Origin of the sequence: Bacillus sp. 5mfcol3.1 (genome assembly GCF_900114335.1) — a bacterium.
GTDB lineage: Bacteria > Bacillota > Bacilli > Bacillales > Bacillaceae_G > Bacillus_A > Bacillus_A thuringiensis_S.
This window is the reverse complement of the sequence record NZ_FOST01000001.1, coordinates 468,578-487,119: the sequence shown is the minus strand read 5'-3', so window position 1 is coordinate 487,119 and position 18,542 is coordinate 468,578. Positions and strand designations below refer to the sequence as shown.

The following is an 18,542-nucleotide window of genomic DNA, read 5'->3' as shown; positions in this document are numbered from 1 at the left end:
TACCTACAAGGCTCTTCAGTAGAGTGTAGGTACAACGGGAATAACCCTTGTACCTACACGTTTTCACGCTAGGTTCAAGGGTTTCATGTATGATGATGTAGTTGTGTAAGCATTGTAATAGATTGCACGATATTCATAATACTTACTCCCTTTCTCCTCTGATTTTCACATAGTATATAACAGTTAATTTTGAATGTAAATACATTTTTAATATTCCGTCATTTTTTTAATGTAAAGCCACTTTTCTTTCATACTCTTTTATTTCTTGTTCATATTGCATTGTAATACTAATTTCATCTAAACCATTTAATAACTTCTCTTTCCACATTTTCTCGATTGTAAAATGGAATCTATGCGTATTCGTTGTCATTATTTCATTTTCTAAATCAACTATGATTTGTTCTCTCGCATCTGTTTTAGCAAGTTGTTCACGCATATCTTTATCCATTACAATCGGTAACATGCCATTTTTCATACAATTCATATAAAAGATATCGGCAAATCCTCCAGCGATAATAACGCGGAAACCATAATCAGCAAGTGCCCATGGAGCATGTTCTCTTGACGAGCCACATCCAAAATTATCGCCTGTGATTAATATACTGGCTCCTTTTCTTTCTTGTGCATTAAGCGGGAAATTAGGGTTTTCTTGGCGATTATTATCATATCGCCACTCATCAAATAAAAACTTCCCAAACCCAGTTCTTTCAATTCTCTTTAAATATTGCTTCGGAATAATTTGATCTGTATCAATGTTATCATTCATCAGTACTGCGGCAGTACCTTTATGAATACGAAATGGCTCCATCATAACTCTCCTTTCTAATATCAACAAAATGACCATATAACGCAGCCGCTGCCGCCATTGCAGGGCTAACTAAATGCGTTCGTGCTCCCTTTCCTTGTCTTCCTTCAAAATTGCGATTTGACGTAGAGGCACAATGTTCCCCTTCAGGCACTTGATCTGGATTCATACCTAGACACATTGAGCATCCGGGCTCTCTCCATTCAAATCCAGCTTCTTCAAATATGCGATGTAATCCTTTATGCATCGCTGCTTCTCTTACCCTTTGAGATCCAGGTACAACAAGTGCTCGCACACCTTCTTTTACTTTTTTACCTTTCACGACAGATGCAGCAATTTCTAAGTCAGAAAGCCTGGAATTTGTACAAGATCCAATGAAAACATGTTGAACTGGAATTTCATACGTACTTTGTCCGGGACTCAATCCCATATAAGAAAACGCTCTTTCGTCATTTACATCATGCTTTTCTGGCAATTTCTCATCGATCCGAACACCCATACTAGGATTTGTTCCCCACGTAACGTACGGTGCTAAATCCGTAACATCTACTAGAATATGTAAATCATAAACTGCATCTAAATCTGTATAAAGTTCTGACCATTTTTTCTTAATAGATTCATAGTCTTTCGGTGCATATTTACGCCCTTTTACGTAAGCAACCGTTTTTTCATCTGGTGCAATAATGCCAGCCTTTGCTCCCCCTTCAATTGCCATATTGCAAAGCGTCATCCTCTCTTCCATATCCATAGCATGAATGGCCTCTCCGTAAAATTCCATTACGTAACCTGTTCCAACTGCTACTCCGTACTTTGAAAGAAGGTGTAAAATAATATCTTTCGCATAAACACCTTGCGGTAACTTTCCTTTTAACTCAATGCCCATTGCTTTCGGCTTTCGTTGCCATAACGTTTGCGTCGCCAATACATGTTCCACTTCACTCGTACCAATACCAAACGCTAGTGCGCCAAAAGCACCGTGTGTTGCTGTATGACTATCACCACAAACAATCGTTTTTCCTGGCTGTGTGAGTCCAAGTTCTGGTCCTATTACATGAACGATCCCTTGCTCTTCATCTCCGATATCCGCTAATGGCACCTGAAATTGTTTACAGTTTTCCCGAAGTGTATCTAGTTGCTGCTTCGCAATGCGGTCGGTAATATTCCAAACATCTTTCGTTGGAATATTATGATCCATCGTTGCAAATGTTAAATCTGGTCTGCGGACTGTTCGATTTGTAAGCCGCAAGCCTTCAAAGGCTTGCGGTGACGTTACTTCATGAACAAGATGTAGATCGATATATAATAAATCCAATCCATTTTCATTAGTCGCAACTACATGTCTTTCCCAAAGCTTATCTAGTAACCTTTTCCCCATTATCTTCCTCTCCCTACTAACGCTTGCTCTTCCATTTCTTGAATAACTGCCTTTGTAAATGAAGTTGTCGTTTCAGTCCCCCCGATATCTGCTGTACATTTTCCTGATTTAAGGACTGCAGAAACTGCTTCTTCAATTGCATATCCTTCTCTCGTTAATCCGAACGATTGCCCAAGCATCATTGCAACAGAACGCATCATCGCAATTGGATTCGCCTTATTTTTCCCCGCAATATCCGGTGCTGATCCGTGAATAGGCTCGTATAATGAAGGCCCCTTTTCAGCGTGACTTGCTGATGGAAGCATTCCTAATGATCCAGCTAATACTGAAGCCTCATCACTTAAAATATCACCAAATAAATTTTCCGTTACAATAACGTCAAATCTTCCTGGATTCCGAATTAATTCCATAGCTGCTGCATCTACTAAAATGTGTTCTACTTCCACATTTGGGTAGCGAAGTGCTACTTCTTCTGTCACAGTTCTCCATAATTTACTAGACTCTAAAACATTCGCTTTATCAATAGATGTTACTTTTTTCTTCCGCTTATTCGCTAATTGAAAAGCATACGAAACGATACGTTCAATTTCATGGCGATGATACGTAAGTGTATCTGTCGCCACTTCTTCCGTTCGCTCTTTCGGATAAGAAAAATAAATTCCGCCTGTTAATTCACGAACGACAACGAAATCAATTTCATCAGCGTTTTTTAATGGTGATAAATGTGCAGTTGCACTTTCTACCGTTACAGGGCGAACATTCGCAAATACACCGAGTCCTTTTCTTAATGCTAATAATCCTTTCTCAGGCCTTTCTTTCGCACTATCCCACCTTGGTCCACCTACTGCTCCAAGTAAAACCGCATCACTCGCTAAACAGGCGGCAAGTGTTCGCTGTGGTAATGGTTGCCCAGTTAAATCGATAGCAACACCACCAAAGTACTCATCTTGCAAATGAAAATGATGTCCATATAGCCTTTTTACCATATGCAATACTTCCTTCGCACTTTCCATTACTTCTGGACCAACACCATCACCAGCTAAACAAACGATACGTTTTTCCATTTTTAACACTCCTTTTAACCGAATTTTCAGAACTTTAATTTGATAGGTGAGGAAAGCTTCTCTCACCTATCAAATATTTATTTCACAAGCGCTATAAGAGATTTTAATTTCCCTGCTGCATGGACATAAGCTCTCGCCGACGCTTCCAATACGTCTTGCGCAACTCCGAAACCTGATATTTGGTGACTACCTTCTTTTAATTCAACATGAACGTGAGCAAGTGCATCTTGACCTTGTGTAATAGATTGTATGCGATAATCTGCCAATTCACATTCTAATTCTAAAATTCTTTGAATCGCATTGTATATCGCTTCAATACTACCAGAACCAGTGGCTGCATCTTCATATACATTTCCTTCCTCATCCTTCAGCACAACTGTTGCGCATTGTGTACTATTTGATACGAAATGCACTTGTAATTGCGTAATGTTATATTGCTGAGCTGCAAATGCTGCTTCACCAAGCATAAGTGCGCGTAAATCTTCTTCAGTAATTTCCTTTTTACGATCAGCCAATTTTTTAAATGCTTCGAATGCCGCATCTCGCTCTTCATTTGTAAATTCATAACCAAGCTCTTTCATTTTTTCCGTAAACGCATGACGGCCAGAATGTTTCCCAAGTACAAAGAGATTTTGAGATTCTCCTATAAGCGCTGGTTCGATAATTTCATAAGTTGTTACTTCTTTTAGAACCCCATCTTGGTGGATGCCTGATTCATGAGCAAATGCATTCGCTCCAACGATTGCTTTATTTTTCGGTACAACCATACCCGTTAACCTGCTTACTAATGTACTCGTTGCCTTAATCTCTTTTAAAGTCATCGAAGGTTCTGCTTTATAAAAATCTTTTCTAATATGAAGAGCAACCGCAACTTCTTCTAACGCTGCATTCCCTGCTCTTTCTCCAATGCCATTAATCGTTCCTTCTACTTGCAATGCTCCGCCTTCAACCGCAGCTAACGAATTTGCTACTGCCATACCAAGATCGTCGTGACAATGACAAGAAAAAATCGCTTTTTCATATGATGGAACGGATTCTTGTAAGTATTTAAAAAGAGAATAATATTCTTCCGGATTCGTATATCCAACTGTATCCGGAATATTAATTACATTCGCTCCTGCGCGAATCGCAGTTTCTACTGCTTCAGCTAAAAATGCTCTCGATGTTCTTGTCGCATCTTCTGCAGAAAATTGTACTGTCGGAAATAATGATTTTCCAAGCGTAACCGAACGATGAATACTATTTAACACATCTTCTTTTGACATACAAAGTTTATATTTCATATGAATATCACTCGTAGCTAGAAATACGTGTAGACGAGGAGATACAGCACCTTTCACAGCTTCATATGCTCTTCGAATGTCACTTTCTTTCGCTCTAGCTAAACTCATAACCGTAGCATTTTGAATTGTATTCGCGATGCGTTTTACCGATTGGAAGTCACCTTCGGAAGCTGCCGCGAATCCAGCTTCCATTACATGAATACCAAGCCTCTCTAATTGCCTAGCAATTTGTAACTTCTCTTGTTCATTTAAATTTACTCCTGGTGATTGTTCGCCATCACGAAGCGTTGTATCCATGAACAAAATCTGCTTCATATTATTTAATCCCTACCTTTACTCGCGGCTGTACGAAAGGCATCATTTCACGTAATTTACGTCCTACTACTTCGATTTCATGTTCATTCTCTTTCTCATTTGTCGCGTGGAAATTTGGTCTTCCTGCTTTATGCTCTGCAATCCAGCCTCTTGCAAATGTACCATCTTGAATTTCTGCTAATACTGCCCCCATCGCTTTCTTCGTATCTTCAGTAACAACGCGTGGTCCTGATACGAAGTCTCCCCACTGCGCTGTATCTGAAACTGAATATCTCATATTTTCAAGTCCACCTTCATACATAAGGTCAACGATTAGCTTCAGTTCATGTAAACATTCAAAATATGCAAGTTCAGGCTGGTATCCCGCATCAACTAACGTTTCAAATCCTGCTTTTACAAGTGCAGTTACTCCGCCGCAGAGTACAGCTTGCTCTCCAAATAAATCTGTTTCTGTTTCTTCTTTAAACGTCGTTTCTAATACACCAGCTCTCGTTGCTCCAATTCCGTCAGCATAAGAAAGTGCTTTTTCAGTCGCAACTCCTGTTGCATCTTGATATACTGCAAATAATGCAGGAACAGCCCCTCCCTCGGCGAACGTACGGCGTACGAGATGCCCCGGTCCTTTTGGCGCTACTAGAAATACATCTACATTAGCTGGTGGTTTTACTTGATCAAAGTGAACATTAAATCCATGTGCGAACACGAGAGAGTTTCCAGCCTGTAAATTTGGTGCAATTTCAGCTTCATATACTTCTGGTTGTAATTCATCAGGTAATAGAATCATTACTACATCAGCTTTTTCCGCTGCTTCTGCTACTGTATATACAGAAAACCCATCTTCATTCGCTTTATCCCAAGACTTACCTTTTCTTAAACCTACTACTACATCAAATCCGTTATCACGTAAATTTTGCGCATGCGCATGACCTTGCGAGCCATATCCGATGATTGCTACTTTCTTTTCCTTTAATACATTTACTGTTACATCTTTCTCATAATAAACTTTTGCCATTTTCATTTCCCCCTATATTTAAATGATTATTGAATTAACATAACTTGCTTATCTTGTTTTTTCATACTACGTGTAAATGCTGTTACACCTGTTCTAGCAATTTCTTTTAAACCGTATGGACGAAGTAATTCAATTAACGCTTCTACTTTATCTTGCGTACCTGTTACTTGCACAACTATGGAATCCTTCCCAACATCTATTACAGCGGCTCGAAATGGTTCAATTAAACTATATAATTCTGCCCTCGCTACAGAAGTTGCTACTTTAATAAGAGCAAGCTCTCTAGCAATCATTGCTTCTTCTGTAATATCTGATACTTTCAGAACATCGATTTGCTTATGAAGTTGTTTAATTAACTGCTCAACTTGCTGTTCACTTTCAACGTGTACAACAATCGTCATTCGCGATATATCTGATGATTCTGTATGACCTACTGAAATACTTTCAATATTAAAATGTCTTCGTGTCATAACCCCTGTAATTCTGTTTAACACACCACTTTGATTTCGAACTGTCGCTGTAACAATTCTCTTCACCCTTTTTCCACTCCCTCCATTTGGTGAACACCTTTTCCTGGTGCAACCATCGGCATAACCTTCTCTGATTGAAGTACACGACAATCGATTACGACTGGCTCTTGTAATTCGATCGCATGCTGGATTTGCTTCTTTGCAAGAAGTGGATCGTCAATACGAACACCTTTTATACCATACGCATTCGCAAGAGCGACGAAATCTGGTTGGCATGGCAATAAAGAATGTGAATATCTTTGATTGTAAAATTCATCTTGCCATTGTCTTACCATTCCTAAAGCTTCATTATTTAAAATAAATACTTTAACGGGTAAAGCGTGTTCTTTTAATACACTTAATTCTTGCAGAGTCATTTGAAACCCAGCATCACCAACAATTGCAATAACTAATTCTTCAGGCTTTGCAATTTGCGCACCGATTGCTGCTGGAAATCCGAACCCCATCGTTCCTAATCCGCCAGAAGTTACCCATTTATCTGGATTTTTCAACGGATAGTATTGTGCTGCCCACATTTGATGTTGCCCAACGTCTGTTGTTACAATCGCTTCTCCTTTCGTGATTTCATATAGCATATCAATCGCGTATTGAGGTTTAATACTTTCAGAATTTCGTTTATAAAAGAATGGGTACTTTTCTTTTCTACTCTTTAATAAAGAGAGCCATTCATGATGATTTTCTTTCTTTCCTTCTGATTGAAGCAATACTTCTAACGCCCGCTTAGCACTTGCAACAATAGGAATCTCTGTTGGCACATTTTTCCCGATTTCTGCTGGATCAATATCGATATGTGCAACAGTCGCCCCTTTAGCAAAAAAAGCTAAATTCCCAGTAAGACGATCGTCAAATCTCGCACCTATATTAATGAGTAAGTCGCATTCATATAACGCCATATTGGCTGTGTAAGAACCGTGCATTCCCCCCATCCCTAGAAATAGCCCATCATCTGGCGGAAAACCACCAAGTCCAAGTAACGTATGCACAACAGGGATTTCATATTTACGGGCAAAACTTGTCAATTCTTTCGAAGCTTTCGCATGCAGTATACCTGCTCCAGCTAAAATTAACGGTTTTTTTGCGGTTTCAATTGCTTGTAGTAATTTGTTTATTTGAAGTAGATTCGGTTCATAATTAGGGTTATATCCTGGTAAATCCATTTGTACATTGCTACATCGCTCACCTTTCTCGACTACCATATCTTTCGGAAGGTCAATAACGACTGGTCCTGGTCTTCCTGTTTTAGCAATATGAAATGCTTCTTTAATAATTCGAGGTAAATCTGAGGCCTTTCGCACTTGATAGTTATGTTTTGTCACTGGCATCGTAAGTCCCATAATATCCGCCTCTTGAAAAGCATCGCTCCCAATTAACGTTGTTGCTACTTGGCCTGTAAATACAACAAGTGGCAATGAATCAATCATCGCATCCGCTAGACCCGTAATTACATTTGTAGCACCTGGTCCACTCGTTGCAATTACAACCCCTGGGTTCCCTGTAATTCTGGCATACCCTTCAGCAGCGTGAATTGCCCCTTGCTCATGCCTTGTTAAAATATGCGGAATTTCACAATCATACAGTGCATCATAGAGAGGTAAAACGGCACCACCCGGATAACCGAAAATCACTTTTACGCCTTCCTTTTCTAGCGCTTCTAACAATAGCTGTGCACCAGTTGCCAGTTTCTCTTCCGTTTTTGAAGACATTGTTCTTATAAGCCCCCTTTTTCAAACTTTTATACAATAAAAAAATCCTACGTCCACACTCCAGCTATGTGCTGAAGGGACGAAAGATTTCGCGGTACCACCCTTCTTTGCAAGAATACTCTTGCCTCAGTGATCCATAAATGGATCTAGCTAATAACGGAGCTACCGTCTAAGCCTAGACAAATGCTTTAGCTTAGCACTCAAGGGCGATGTTCGTCGACGTGAACCATCGGTTTTCAGCAACCACCGACTCTCTGTGAGGCTTCACAATCAACTACTCCTCCCTATCAACGCTTTCTTATGTTAAAAAAGTTGTTATCCAACTTTATTTTCTTCGTAAATTTTCTCTCCATCTTCTACAACTAACTTACGAAACTCTTCTAATAAACGGTTCGTATGTGGACCTGTTTGCCCTAAGCCAATCGTTCTACCATCTACTGTCGTAACAGCAATAACTTCAGCAGCTGTTCCTGTTAAAAACACTTCATCAGCTACATATACATCATGTCTTGTAAATAACTCTTCTCTTACGTCATATCCAAGTTTTTCGCCGATTTCTAAAATGGCGTTTCGTGTAATACCTTCTAACGCTCCAGCAGAACTTGGTGGTGTAATTAATTTATTTCCTTTAACAATAAACACGTTATCTCCTGAGCCTTCAGCTACATATCCTTGATCATTTAACATAAGTGCTTCTTGTACTCCAGCTAATTTCGCTTCAATACGAACTAAAATATTGTTTAAGTAATTTAAAGATTTTACTTGAGGGGATAAAACATCGGGACGATTTCGGCGCGTTGCAACTGTTACAACTGGAATCCCTTTCTCATAATATTCTTGTGGGAATAAAGATAATTGTTCTGCAATTACTACTACATTCGGCTTCTTACATGAATCGGGATCCAATCCAAGATTTCCTGCTCCTCTTGATACAACAAGGCGAATGTATCCATTAGATAATTTATTTTGTCGAATCGTCTCAACAACAATATTTGTTACTTCATCTAATGAATATGGAATTTCTAAAAGGATTGATTTTGCTGATTCATACAACCGGACAAGATGCTCTCTCAAACGGAAAACATTACCGCTATAAACTCTAATTCCTTCAAACACTCCATCGCCATATAAATAGCCATGATCATATACTGAAACTTTTGCCTCATCTTTTGGAACAAATTCTCCATTTAAGAAAATCCATTGCTCATTCACTAGAAGCGCCTCCTATGTTCTATGAATTTTTTATTGTTTCCTAGTTTACTCTCCTTTCTAAATAAATCAAGTGAATTTTTAGAAAATTTATAATTTTTAATCGTACGTACTTCTTTACTTATATTGATTTAACAACATTGTTAACGTTTACAAAAAGTCAAAAAATTTTTTTCGCCAATTTCCACTAAAAAAATATTTGTTTAAAAGAAGGATTTTCATCAATTGATACGAATCTATTGTATTCAATAAACGGACGTCCGATTTTATAAATCCGGGAATATATAACGACTTTTGCTGAAAAAGGGGGGAAATAACAAAAATAGCGCTGTCTAAAAATAACATTCATATTTTTCATTTCGTAATCATAATCCTATTTTTAAAAAACAATTTGTCAAAATGAAGGAGGAAATAAATATGGCGTGTGTACAAATTAAAGGAACGAGACAAGAGGTAGTAGAAATGCTGCAATTATTTGATCTAATGGATACGAAAGGTTTTTGTAAATTCGATAATTACGTAGAGGTAGAACCAAATACGCAAGAACATAATCATTTTATTGCTTCAATCGACATCCATTCAAATACTTCTTCTGCCCAAGATACATTAAACGATCAATTCGTTAGTCAAATGCTTACTGGCGTATATAACGACTAAACAAAGATTTACTTCCTACCGTCTTTTCATAAATGCAGTGAACTTGAGCATACTAGCAATTAGATGGTAGGAGGTGAGAATTATGGCTAGAATTGGCGTTGAAAACTCATTAACAGACGTTCAACAAGCTCTTCAGCAACAAGGTCATGAAGTTGTTACACTTAACTCAGAACAGGATGCACAAGGGTGTGATTGTTGCGTTGTAACTGGGCAAGATTCTAATGTGATGGGCATTGCAGATGCATCAATTAAAGGATCAGTCATTACAGCTCACGGTTTAACAACGGATGAAATTTGTCAACAAGTTGAAAGTCGCACTTAAAAAATGAAAGAGGACTCCTTTTAAAAGGAGTCCTCTTTTTTATATTCACCTAACGGGAAAGTAACATATACTGGATGAAAGCCCTACCTCTCTCTCATCATTACGGTTCCACTGACCGCTCCTTGATTCACTAGTATACATATATAGCTTACAAATACAATTTATAGGGTTTGTTCACAAAAGTTGTTGATAAAATTACCCGATCTTTCGCAAACTTTTCGTATTGCATTCATAAGAGATATTTACTTTACACTAGCTGTAACCGAGACACGAATTGAAATTATAACACCAATACAATAGCTTGTCAATATTTTTCCGCAAATTAAAAACAGACATTAACGGTTTGTCTGTTTTAGAATGGAGCTTTTTCTTTTATTACATATACAACAAAGCCGCTTACTAACATAAATAAGCCAACTACTAAGTTTTTGATATTAATCATAAATTCCTCTCCCTTATTCCACACATCATATATATTTACATTTCAATTATTCCGATCATCCTAAAGCGCACTTTTTCTAATATATCATAATTCCTAAAAAATGCAAGTTCACTTTTGACGACCATTCACAAATTTATCTACAGTGCTTGGTACAGTGTTTAAAGCCTTTTCAATTAAATGTGTACTGCTGTTGAGATGTAATACTTGCACCCCATTAGAACCAACTACTAAAAAAGCTACTGGACTAATAGAAACCCCAGCCCCGCTTCCTCCTCCAAATGGATGCCCTTGCTTGTTCTCTTTATGCTGATTTTGCCCACCGTTATGTTTTTCAGTAATGAAACCCCCTTTAAAATCACTTCCACCAGCTCCAAAACCAAAAGCCACTTGAGATACTGTTAATACAACATTTCCGTCAGCTGTTGAAACCGGGCTCCCAACAATTGTATTTACATCTACCATCTCTTTTAAATTTGTCATTGCCGTTTTCATTAAATTTTCAATTGGATGTTCCATTATGTATTGCACCCTTTCCTCATTATTCCTTTTTATAATTTCCAAAATAGAGGAAGTCATACTAACTTTTCCTATTTCAAGAAAACATTTTCCTCCTTTTAATAGATATTACTGCCCGTTAATGCGGGATAAAAAAGAAAAAGAGATACATACTACTATTGAACCTTGTTATGAAAGGAGCCATGACTTTGACTGAGAAATTTGATGATTATAAAAGAAGAGATAGAATAGATAGTGATTATAGTGACTATAAAGAAGAGTATGCCGCTGAGGTTGCACCACAACGCATTGATTATGATTACGATGATAAAGACGATAAAGATGTTGTAAAATCGTCCGCTGCTGGATCAACTGCTGGTTTTATCGCTCTTGCGCTATCTATCTTATCGCTATTTACATTCCCAACACTATTTGGTCTTGTTTCTGTTTTACTCGGTATTTACGCTTATAATCGCGGAGCTACTGTAACTGGCGGTATCGCTGCAGTTGTCGGTGGGATTGCTGCACTTATCGCAATTTTATTCCGAGTAGCACTTATTGGTTTATTGTTCTCCCTTTTCTAAAAAAGAAAAAGGTATCTCGCTTAACGCGGGATACCTTATCCTGTAAACACATCTTCCGATGGATATTTTATTTTTTGTTTTGCTGGTCGCGCTAAAGAGAACACAAGTGTTAATGGTCCAATTAATCCGCAGAACATAACAAACATAATAATACATTTTCCGAATGCCGATAGCTTTGCAGTAATTCCCATCGTTAATCCGACTGTACCAAACGCTGATATTGTCTCAAATAATAATTGAATAAAGCTGAAGTTTTCTGTAAGCATTAATATAAATACCGCTGCAAAAATAAGTATTTGACTGGCAACAGCAATCGCTAAGGCCCTCGTTACTGTCGACATTTTAATTGTACGCTGAAATAAAACAATTTCCTCCTTTTTTCTAAAGAAAGAAAGGACAGATGTAATTAAGATAACAAACGTTGTTAATTTAATTCCTCCACCTGTTGATACACTTCCTGCACCAATAAACATTAAAATCATCGTAAATAATATAGATGATTCTTCCATACCTCCATAGTCAACCGTATTAAATCCAGCTGTCCGCGGGGTAATACCTTGAAAGAAGGAAGCCCATAGTTTTTCATTTAAAGATAAATTCCCTAACGTCTTCACATTATTATATTCCAATACAAAAATTACAATCATTGCTATAACATTTAGCACTACTGTTCCAATAATCATTATTTTTGAGTGAAGTGATAATTTTCGAAAACTGCGACTATACCATATATCAATTAATACGGTAAAACCGAGTCCACCTATTACAATTAAAGAGCAAATCCCAATATTAATAATGGGATCTCCTACATATCTTGTTAAATTATCTGGCCATAAAGCAAAGCCTGCATTATTATAAGATGCAATTACATGAAAAATACTATAGTATAAACCTTTTCCAAAACCAAACTCTGGAATAAAGCGAAACGATAAAAAGATGACCCCAATAAGCTCAATACAAATCGAAAATATAAAGACACGCTTTACTAATTTTACAAGACCACCTATATTTGTTTGATTAAACGCTTCTCCAATTAATAAACGATGGCGTAATCCGATTTTTTTGCCTAATACCCAAACAATTAAAATGGCAATTGTCATAAGACCTAGACCACCTGTTTGAATTAAAAACATAATAACAATTTCGCCAAACATCGTAAATGTACTTGCTGTATCCACTACTCCCAAACCAGTTACGGTCGCTGCTGACGTTGCTGTAAAGAAAGCATCTACCCAACTAATTTGTGCTTTCGTTGCGAATGGTAACTTTAATAACAAACCGCCAACCACAATTAAGCAGAAAAAACCTAACGCTAATATTTGTGGTGGGTTTAATCGTATAAGACGATTATACAGCCCTTGTTTTTTTGTTACTTCCATATCACTAACTCCCTTATTAAAGTGAAGCTTTCCCCTCATAAATAAAAAGCTTTTTAAAAGCCCTTAAAGAATTGGGACAAACCTTATATTCTTATAATATAGTTGAGCATAATCCTTTTTTTCATAGATTACAACTTTTATTTATATTCAGACTTCTTTTTCTTTTATGCTGGAAAACTATATATCCTAACTCAATATTGCTAGCAATAACAATTTCATATGTACTATTTTTCAAATCCCCATATCTTTCACTCTATGTTCACATAGAGGTCACATTCACCTTTTATAGTATATGTATCGAAGCTGTTCCTCCCTAATCTATAAGACATTCCCCAGTGTCTTTGAATAGCTTCCATCCCTAATTAAATTGACATAAATTGTCCCCTTCCCTTGACCATCTTATATGTGATGGTCTTATTTTTTTGTCTTTCTATCTTTTATTTAAAACTTCCTCTCTCTTTCACTCGATGTTCACACAGAGGTCACATCCACCTTTTATAGTATATATATCGAAGCTGTTCCTCCCTAATTTATAAGACATTCCCCAGTGTCTTTGAATAGCTTCCATCCCTAATTAAATTGACATAAATTGTCCCCTTCCCTTGACCATCTTATGTGATGGTCTTATTTTTTTGTCTTTCTATCTTTTATTTAAAACTTCCTCTCTCTTTCACTCGATGTTCACACAGAGGTCACATCTACCTTTTATAGTATATGTATCGAAGTTGTTCCTCCCTAATTTATAAGACATTCCCCAGTGTCTTTGAACAGCTTCCATCCCTAATTAAATTGACATAAATTGTCCCCTTCCTTGACCATCTTATAAATGATGGTCTTATTTTTTTGTCTTTCTATCTTTTATTTAAAACTCCCTCTCTCTTTCACCCTATGTTCACATGAGAGTCACACCTATCTTTTATAGTATATGTATCGAAGTTGTTCCTCCCTAATTTATAAGACATTCCCCAGTGTCTTAAAGCAACTTCCATCCCTAATTAAATTGACATAAATTGTCCCCTTCCCTTGACCATCCTATGTGATGGTCTCTTTTATTTTCCAAACACAAAATCAATCTATCTGTACTTAAATAAAATCCTAAAAATTCAGAAAATATTGTCAAATTAGGTATTTTTTCGGTATAATTACTTTAGGAAGGAATTTCGCAAAAACAAAAGGGGGATTTTATTGAAACAAACAAAAGCAATCTTAATCGCATTATTTCTAGGTCTAGTTGTTGGACTCACTCTAAATTTAGCCGCTCCATCTATCTTTGAGCCACTAAATCAATATGTGTTCAACCCAATTGGTCAATTGTTTATTCGACTTATTAAAATGCTAGTTGTTCCTGTTGTATTCATTTCTATCGTACTTGGTGCTGCCGGCCTTGGAGATCCGAAACAACTTGGAAGAATCGGTTTAAAATCAATTTCATTCTTTCTCGTAACAACTGCGGTTGCCATCTCTATAGCGGTTACATTTGCACTTATTATAAAACCAGGAGCTGGCGGTAATTTTAAAACAGAAGGTCTTAAGTATGAAGGTGCAAAAACTGAAACATCTTTCGTCGACACATTGCTAAATATCGTACCAGATAACCCAGCAAAAGCGATGGCTGACGGAAACATGTTACAAATCATTGCCTTTGCCGTATTGATTGGACTCGGTATAGCTATTTTAGGAAAACGAGTTCAAGGTATCCATTCATTACTTGAACAGGGCAACGAATTAATGATGTATCTCGTTAATCTCGTTATGAAATTAGCCCCAATTGGAACATTCGGTTTGCTCGCTTCATCCGTTGGTAAAATGGGGCTTGCAGGCGTCGCTGCGATGTTCAAGTATATGATTGTCGTTATGTTAGTACTCATTATTCACGGGGTCTTTGTATATGGTGGCTTATTAAAGGTATTAGCAAAAGAAAGTATTGTTCGTTTCTTTAAACATTTCGGACCAGTAATGGCAATTGGATTTAGTACATCTAGCTCTAATGCATCGCTTCCATTTGCAATGAAAACAGCACAAGATAAGCTTGGCGTTCCAAAAGCGATAAGCTCATTTGTACAACCACTAGGGGCAACTATTAATATGGATGGTACTGCCATTATGCAAGGGGTGGCAACTGTATTTATCGCTCAAGTATACGGAGTTGAACTTACATTACCGCAATTAGCTATGGTCGTATTAACTGCTGTACTAGCTAGTATCGGTACTGCTGGTGTACCAGGTGTTGGACTTGTAATGCTTACAATGGTTTTAAATCAAGTAAATCTACCAGTAGAAGGTATCGCTTTAATTATCGGTATTGACCGTATTCTAGATATGTCTAGAACAGCTGTAAACATTTCTGGGGATGCAATTTGCGCAATGATTGTCGCAAAATCAGAAGAAAAATATAATACTGATCAATCGGCAGCATCGTAAATCAAAAAAGGAGTGAATATATTCACTCCTTTTTTGATTTACTCCCTTTTTTAGAACGATATTCTTTCCCTTTATTATCATTACCAGTTTCAAATTCAGTGCTAAATTCCTGATTAAACTGGCCAGACTTTGGTGATCCTTGATTACCGCTCCCTTTACTACCGTTACGATTCGTCATATTTCTCCCTCCCTTCCTTGTATTAGTAGTATGGCGCTCTATCTTTTTTCATACACATTTTATTTTTTAACATCTATTACACACGAAAGAAGACCTTCCATATATAAGGAAGATCTTCTCTTTCATCACGTAAGCGTTTTCTTGTTTATAATCACTTAAATAAGTTTTTTGGAAATCGAAATCATTACATTCATTTCATCTTCTGAAAGTGTAGAGAATCTTTCTTGTAAATATTGTTTTTTCGCATCTTCCATTTTCGCAACTAAATCTTTCCCTTGTTCTGTAATCTCTAAATACACAACTCGGCGATCTGATGTAGAACGTGAACGAGTTACAAAACCTTTATTAATTAATTTTTCTGTAACAGCTGTAATATGACTATTCGACACATTTAATTCATTTGCTACACGCGATACCATTTCTTTATTCGTACGATTTAATATTCTCAGAACGATGAATTCATTCCACGGTATGTAACCACCGAATATTTTTCCGATATCATTACGCAATGTGCGAAACATAGCAAACACATTTGTCGATAGTTCTTCCATTAATTGCTCTCGATTTTGAGACAACTTTGACAGCTCCTTTTATTTCATTTAGTTAAATAAAAACCTTATTAATAATTTTACATGAAATCTTACTTTTTGTCACCTTATTTTCCCATAATTCGTAGTTTTTTAATATGTATTTCATGATAAAATGAAGTTAACTTCCAGAAAAAGGGGGTATTTTAATGCATGAGGAGGAGAAATTCTCAAATCTCAGCCTAAAAGATAAAACGATTATCATTAGTATTATCGCTCTTTTTCTCATTATAATTTTTGCATTTATATTTTTTGTATATGTAGGAATCTTTCAAATTACAGGTATAGAGTATAGTTCACGTACTGCGTTACTTCTCTTTTTTTTATTAATCACTTTCTTAGACAGTATTACATTTTTCATCTTCAGTTTCTTCAAAACGCTGCTATATCCACTAACACAAAACATGCCAAATTGGATTTCTATTACTCTTTTCTCATTCATTGAAATTACACTAGATTGGTTCGTCATTCATACTGCTGATGATTGGATAGAAAGCGTACAAATGTCCAACATAGCTGAATTATGTGTCGTACTATTCTTTTTCCTCTTAAATAAATTATTAAGTGACGAGAAAGAGTAAGAATACAAGCTTTTCTATATAAAAATTGGTACAATGAAAGCAAATCTTACTAAAGAGGTGTTAATTATGAACTTACAACAATGGGCTGATAAAGGTATGTCCTTTGATACATATGTGAATGAAATGCAAGTAAACCAATACGAGCTACTACACATTTACAATAACTTTTTAATTCCAAATGAATTACTTCCTGTATTAGAAGAACGTCAAAATGACGGCTGGCGTGTTATCGTATTAACTGCTGATTGGTGTGGCGATGCTCTTTTATGCGTACCTGTTATGAAACGAATTTCTGAAGTTGCAAATATTGAAATGAGTTTATTAATTCGCGACGAAAACTTAGAATTAATGGATCAATATTTAACAAATGGAACAGCACGTGCGATTCCAATCTTTATTTTCATTGATAAAGATGGAAATGAACAAGCCGTCTTTGGACCACGCGCTCCAAAAGTACAAGAATTAGTAACTTCAATGCGCGCTACATTACCTGAAAAAGAAGATCCAACATTCGAAGAAAAACAAAAAGAAATGTATGCTAATTTCCGTGCTACATTAGCTGATGATACTTCTCTTTGGGAGCATGTAATGGAAAATATGGTGGAAAAAATAGTAAAATAAAAAACCTGCCGAGCTCGGCAGGTTTTTTTATTACATAATGAAGAAATAGAATACCGCAGCTAAAATGAAACGATAATAAGCGAACGGTGTTAGTTTCACACGAGATAATAATTTCAAGAATGAAACAATTGCAAGCATCGCAACAACGAATGCAGTTACAAATCCTGTTACAAATAGCGTTATATCTGCTGAGCTTAATACATCCCAGCTTTTAATTAAATCTAATCCACTTGCAGCTACCATCATCGGTACCGCTAAAATGAACGTATATTCAGCTGCCGCTGTATGCGACACGCGAGCTAATAAACCACCACTGATTGTAGAACCAGAACGAGAGAAACCTGGCCAAAGAGCTAAACATTGAAACATTCCAATTGTAAATGCCTGTTTATATGTGATTTCATCTAACGTTCTTGCTGTACTTGGTTTTGAAAACTTCTCAGCAACAATCATTAAAATACCACCGGCTACTAAGCTAATAACAACTGGTCCTGGACCAAATAAAACCTCTTTAATAGTGCTATGGAATAATACGCCAAGTATCCCGGCAGGAATCATCCCGATAATAATATGTAATAAATTTAACGATGGTCCGTCTGTTACTTTACCTATTCCAACTAACGACCATAGACGCTTCCAAAATATAACAACAACTGCTAAAATCGATCCCAATTGGATAACAACTTCAAAAACTTTCGCTCTCTCATCGTCAAATCCAATTAAATGTCCTGTTAAAATCATATGTCCTGTTGATGATACTGGTAGAAACTCTGTTAACCCTTCAACAGCACCCATGATTAAACCAATTAACCAATCAGCCACAAGTAGTGCCTCCTTAATAACAAATAATATGTAATTTTTTCACACCTTATCATAATACCTTATCCCTTTTCAAAGTGCATCCTTTTTTTATTGGTTTCATATGTTGTAGGCGCGTATTTCTTTTCTAATCTTTGATTAAATTGTATGATAGTAAGAG

Annotated in this window: 20 protein-coding genes and 1 other annotated feature; of the genes, 6 read left to right on the top strand and 14 right to left on the bottom strand. The window is 36.7% G+C overall.

The window, feature by feature from the left end:
* Positions 1-226 precede the first annotated feature (226 nt).
* The 8 genes from leuD to ilvE form a co-directional block, all read right to left on the bottom strand.
* On the bottom strand, positions 227-808 hold the full coding sequence (gene leuD, locus BM089_RS02605; protein ID WP_000433186.1) for a 3-isopropylmalate dehydratase small subunit: 582 nt from the start codon (positions 806-808) through the stop codon (positions 227-229).
* Positions 786-2,180: a 3-isopropylmalate dehydratase large subunit gene (gene leuC, locus BM089_RS02600; RefSeq protein WP_090975929.1), complete on the bottom strand. Its 1,395-nt coding sequence runs from the start codon at positions 2,178-2,180 to the stop codon at positions 786-788. The genes leuD and leuC overlap by 23 nt, the downstream gene beginning before the upstream one ends.
* Positions 2,180-3,244, bottom strand: a complete 1,065-nt coding sequence (gene leuB / locus BM089_RS02595) for a 3-isopropylmalate dehydrogenase (protein WP_090975928.1) — start codon at positions 3,242-3,244, stop codon at positions 2,180-2,182. The genes leuC and leuB overlap by 1 nt, the downstream gene beginning before the upstream one ends.
* Positions 3,245-3,321: 77 nt before the next feature.
* Positions 3,322-4,842 (bottom strand): 2-isopropylmalate synthase, encoded by a 1,521-nt coding sequence (leuA, locus tag BM089_RS02590; RefSeq protein ID WP_090975926.1) that lies wholly within the window; start codon positions 4,840-4,842, stop codon positions 3,322-3,324.
* Position 4,843: 1 nt separating this feature from the next.
* Positions 4,844-5,854 carry a ketol-acid reductoisomerase gene (ilvC, locus tag BM089_RS02585; RefSeq protein ID WP_001151740.1) on the bottom strand — a complete coding sequence of 337 codons (1,011 nt, stop codon included), beginning with the start codon at positions 5,852-5,854 and terminating at the stop codon, positions 4,844-4,846.
* 26 nt (positions 5,855-5,880) lie between these two features.
* Positions 5,881-6,390: an acetolactate synthase small subunit gene (gene ilvN / locus BM089_RS02580; protein WP_000822952.1), complete on the bottom strand. Its 510-nt coding sequence runs from the start codon at positions 6,388-6,390 to the stop codon at positions 5,881-5,883.
* Entirely contained in the window at positions 6,387-8,087 is a 1,701-nt protein-coding gene (gene ilvB, locus BM089_RS02575) for an acetolactate synthase large subunit (protein WP_090975924.1), read from the bottom strand. Before ilvB ends, ilvN begins: the two co-directional genes overlap by 4 nt.
* Positions 8,088-8,159: 72 nt before the next feature.
* Positions 8,160-8,387, bottom strand: a binding site (T-box leader).
* Between the two features lie 15 nt (positions 8,388-8,402).
* Positions 8,403-9,299 carry a branched-chain-amino-acid transaminase gene (gene ilvE / locus BM089_RS02570; RefSeq protein WP_001005486.1) on the bottom strand — a complete coding sequence of 299 codons (897 nt, stop codon included), beginning with the start codon at positions 9,297-9,299 and terminating at the stop codon, positions 8,403-8,405.
* Positions 9,300-9,713: 414 nt separating this feature from the next.
* Here ilvE and BM089_RS02560 point away from each other — a divergent pair, with 414 nt between their 5' ends.
* Together BM089_RS02560 and BM089_RS02555 are read left to right on the top strand one after the other, a co-directional pair.
* Positions 9,714-9,953 (top strand): DUF3911 family protein, encoded by a 240-nt coding sequence (locus BM089_RS02560; protein ID WP_000752514.1) that lies wholly within the window; start codon positions 9,714-9,716, stop codon positions 9,951-9,953.
* Between the two features lie 82 nt (positions 9,954-10,035).
* Positions 10,036-10,275 carry a YkuS family protein gene (locus BM089_RS02555; protein WP_000101021.1) on the top strand — a complete coding sequence of 80 codons (240 nt, stop codon included), beginning with the start codon at positions 10,036-10,038 and terminating at the stop codon, positions 10,273-10,275.
* A 352-nt stretch (positions 10,276-10,627) separates the two neighbouring features.
* Here the strand turns inward: BM089_RS02555 and BM089_RS02545 are convergent, their stop codons facing one another.
* Both BM089_RS02545 and ytfJ read right to left on the bottom strand, forming a co-directional pair.
* Entirely contained in the window at positions 10,628-10,717 is a 90-nt protein-coding gene (locus BM089_RS02545; protein ID WP_000608227.1) for a hypothetical protein, read from the bottom strand.
* A 108-nt stretch (positions 10,718-10,825) separates the two neighbouring features.
* A complete protein-coding gene (gene ytfJ / locus BM089_RS02540) occupies positions 10,826-11,293 on the bottom strand; it encodes a GerW family sporulation protein (RefSeq protein WP_090975920.1) in 468 nt (155 codons plus the stop codon).
* Between the two features lie 128 nt (positions 11,294-11,421).
* On the opposite strand from ytfJ, the gene BM089_RS02535 reads away from it, so the two are divergent.
* A complete protein-coding gene (locus BM089_RS02535) occupies positions 11,422-11,796 on the top strand; it encodes a hypothetical protein (RefSeq protein WP_000136546.1) in 375 nt (124 codons plus the stop codon).
* 35 nt (positions 11,797-11,831) lie between these two features.
* Here BM089_RS02535 and BM089_RS02530 read toward each other — a convergent pair whose 3' ends face one another.
* Complete coding sequence (locus BM089_RS02530) at positions 11,832-13,175, bottom strand: TrkH family potassium uptake protein (protein WP_090975918.1); 1,344 nt, start codon at positions 13,173-13,175, stop codon at positions 11,832-11,834.
* Positions 13,176-14,360: 1,185 nt separating this feature from the next.
* Here BM089_RS02530 and BM089_RS02525 point away from each other — a divergent pair.
* Complete coding sequence (locus tag BM089_RS02525) at positions 14,361-15,596, top strand: dicarboxylate/amino acid:cation symporter (protein ID WP_000814809.1); 1,236 nt, start codon at positions 14,361-14,363, stop codon at positions 15,594-15,596.
* 22 nt (positions 15,597-15,618) lie between these two features.
* Here BM089_RS02525 and BM089_RS02520 read toward each other — a convergent pair whose 3' ends face one another.
* Both BM089_RS02520 and BM089_RS02515 read right to left on the bottom strand, forming a co-directional pair.
* Entirely contained in the window at positions 15,619-15,774 is a 156-nt protein-coding gene (locus BM089_RS02520; RefSeq protein ID WP_000184928.1) for a hypothetical protein, read from the bottom strand.
* Positions 15,775-15,929: 155 nt separating this feature from the next.
* Positions 15,930-16,349 carry a MarR family winged helix-turn-helix transcriptional regulator gene (locus tag BM089_RS02515; protein WP_000081434.1) on the bottom strand — a complete coding sequence of 140 codons (420 nt, stop codon included), beginning with the start codon at positions 16,347-16,349 and terminating at the stop codon, positions 15,930-15,932.
* Between the two features lie 161 nt (positions 16,350-16,510).
* Between BM089_RS02515 and BM089_RS02510 the strand changes: the two genes are divergently transcribed.
* Both BM089_RS02510 and BM089_RS02505 read left to right on the top strand, forming a co-directional pair.
* A complete protein-coding gene (locus BM089_RS02510) occupies positions 16,511-16,942 on the top strand; it encodes a YrvL family regulatory protein (RefSeq protein WP_090975917.1) in 432 nt (143 codons plus the stop codon).
* A 33-nt stretch (positions 16,943-16,975) separates the two neighbouring features.
* The gene (locus tag BM089_RS02505; protein WP_002040836.1) at positions 16,976-17,563 is read left to right on the top strand and encodes a thioredoxin family protein; all 588 of its coding nucleotides are present in this window, start codon (positions 16,976-16,978) and stop codon (positions 17,561-17,563) included.
* Positions 17,564-17,593: 30 nt separating this feature from the next.
* Here the strand turns inward: BM089_RS02505 and uppP are convergent, their stop codons facing one another.
* Positions 17,594-18,385 (bottom strand): bacitracin resistance undecaprenyl-diphosphatase, encoded by a 792-nt coding sequence (uppP, locus tag BM089_RS02500; RefSeq protein WP_000796253.1) that lies wholly within the window; start codon positions 18,383-18,385, stop codon positions 17,594-17,596.
* Positions 18,386-18,542: the final 157 nt, after the last annotated feature.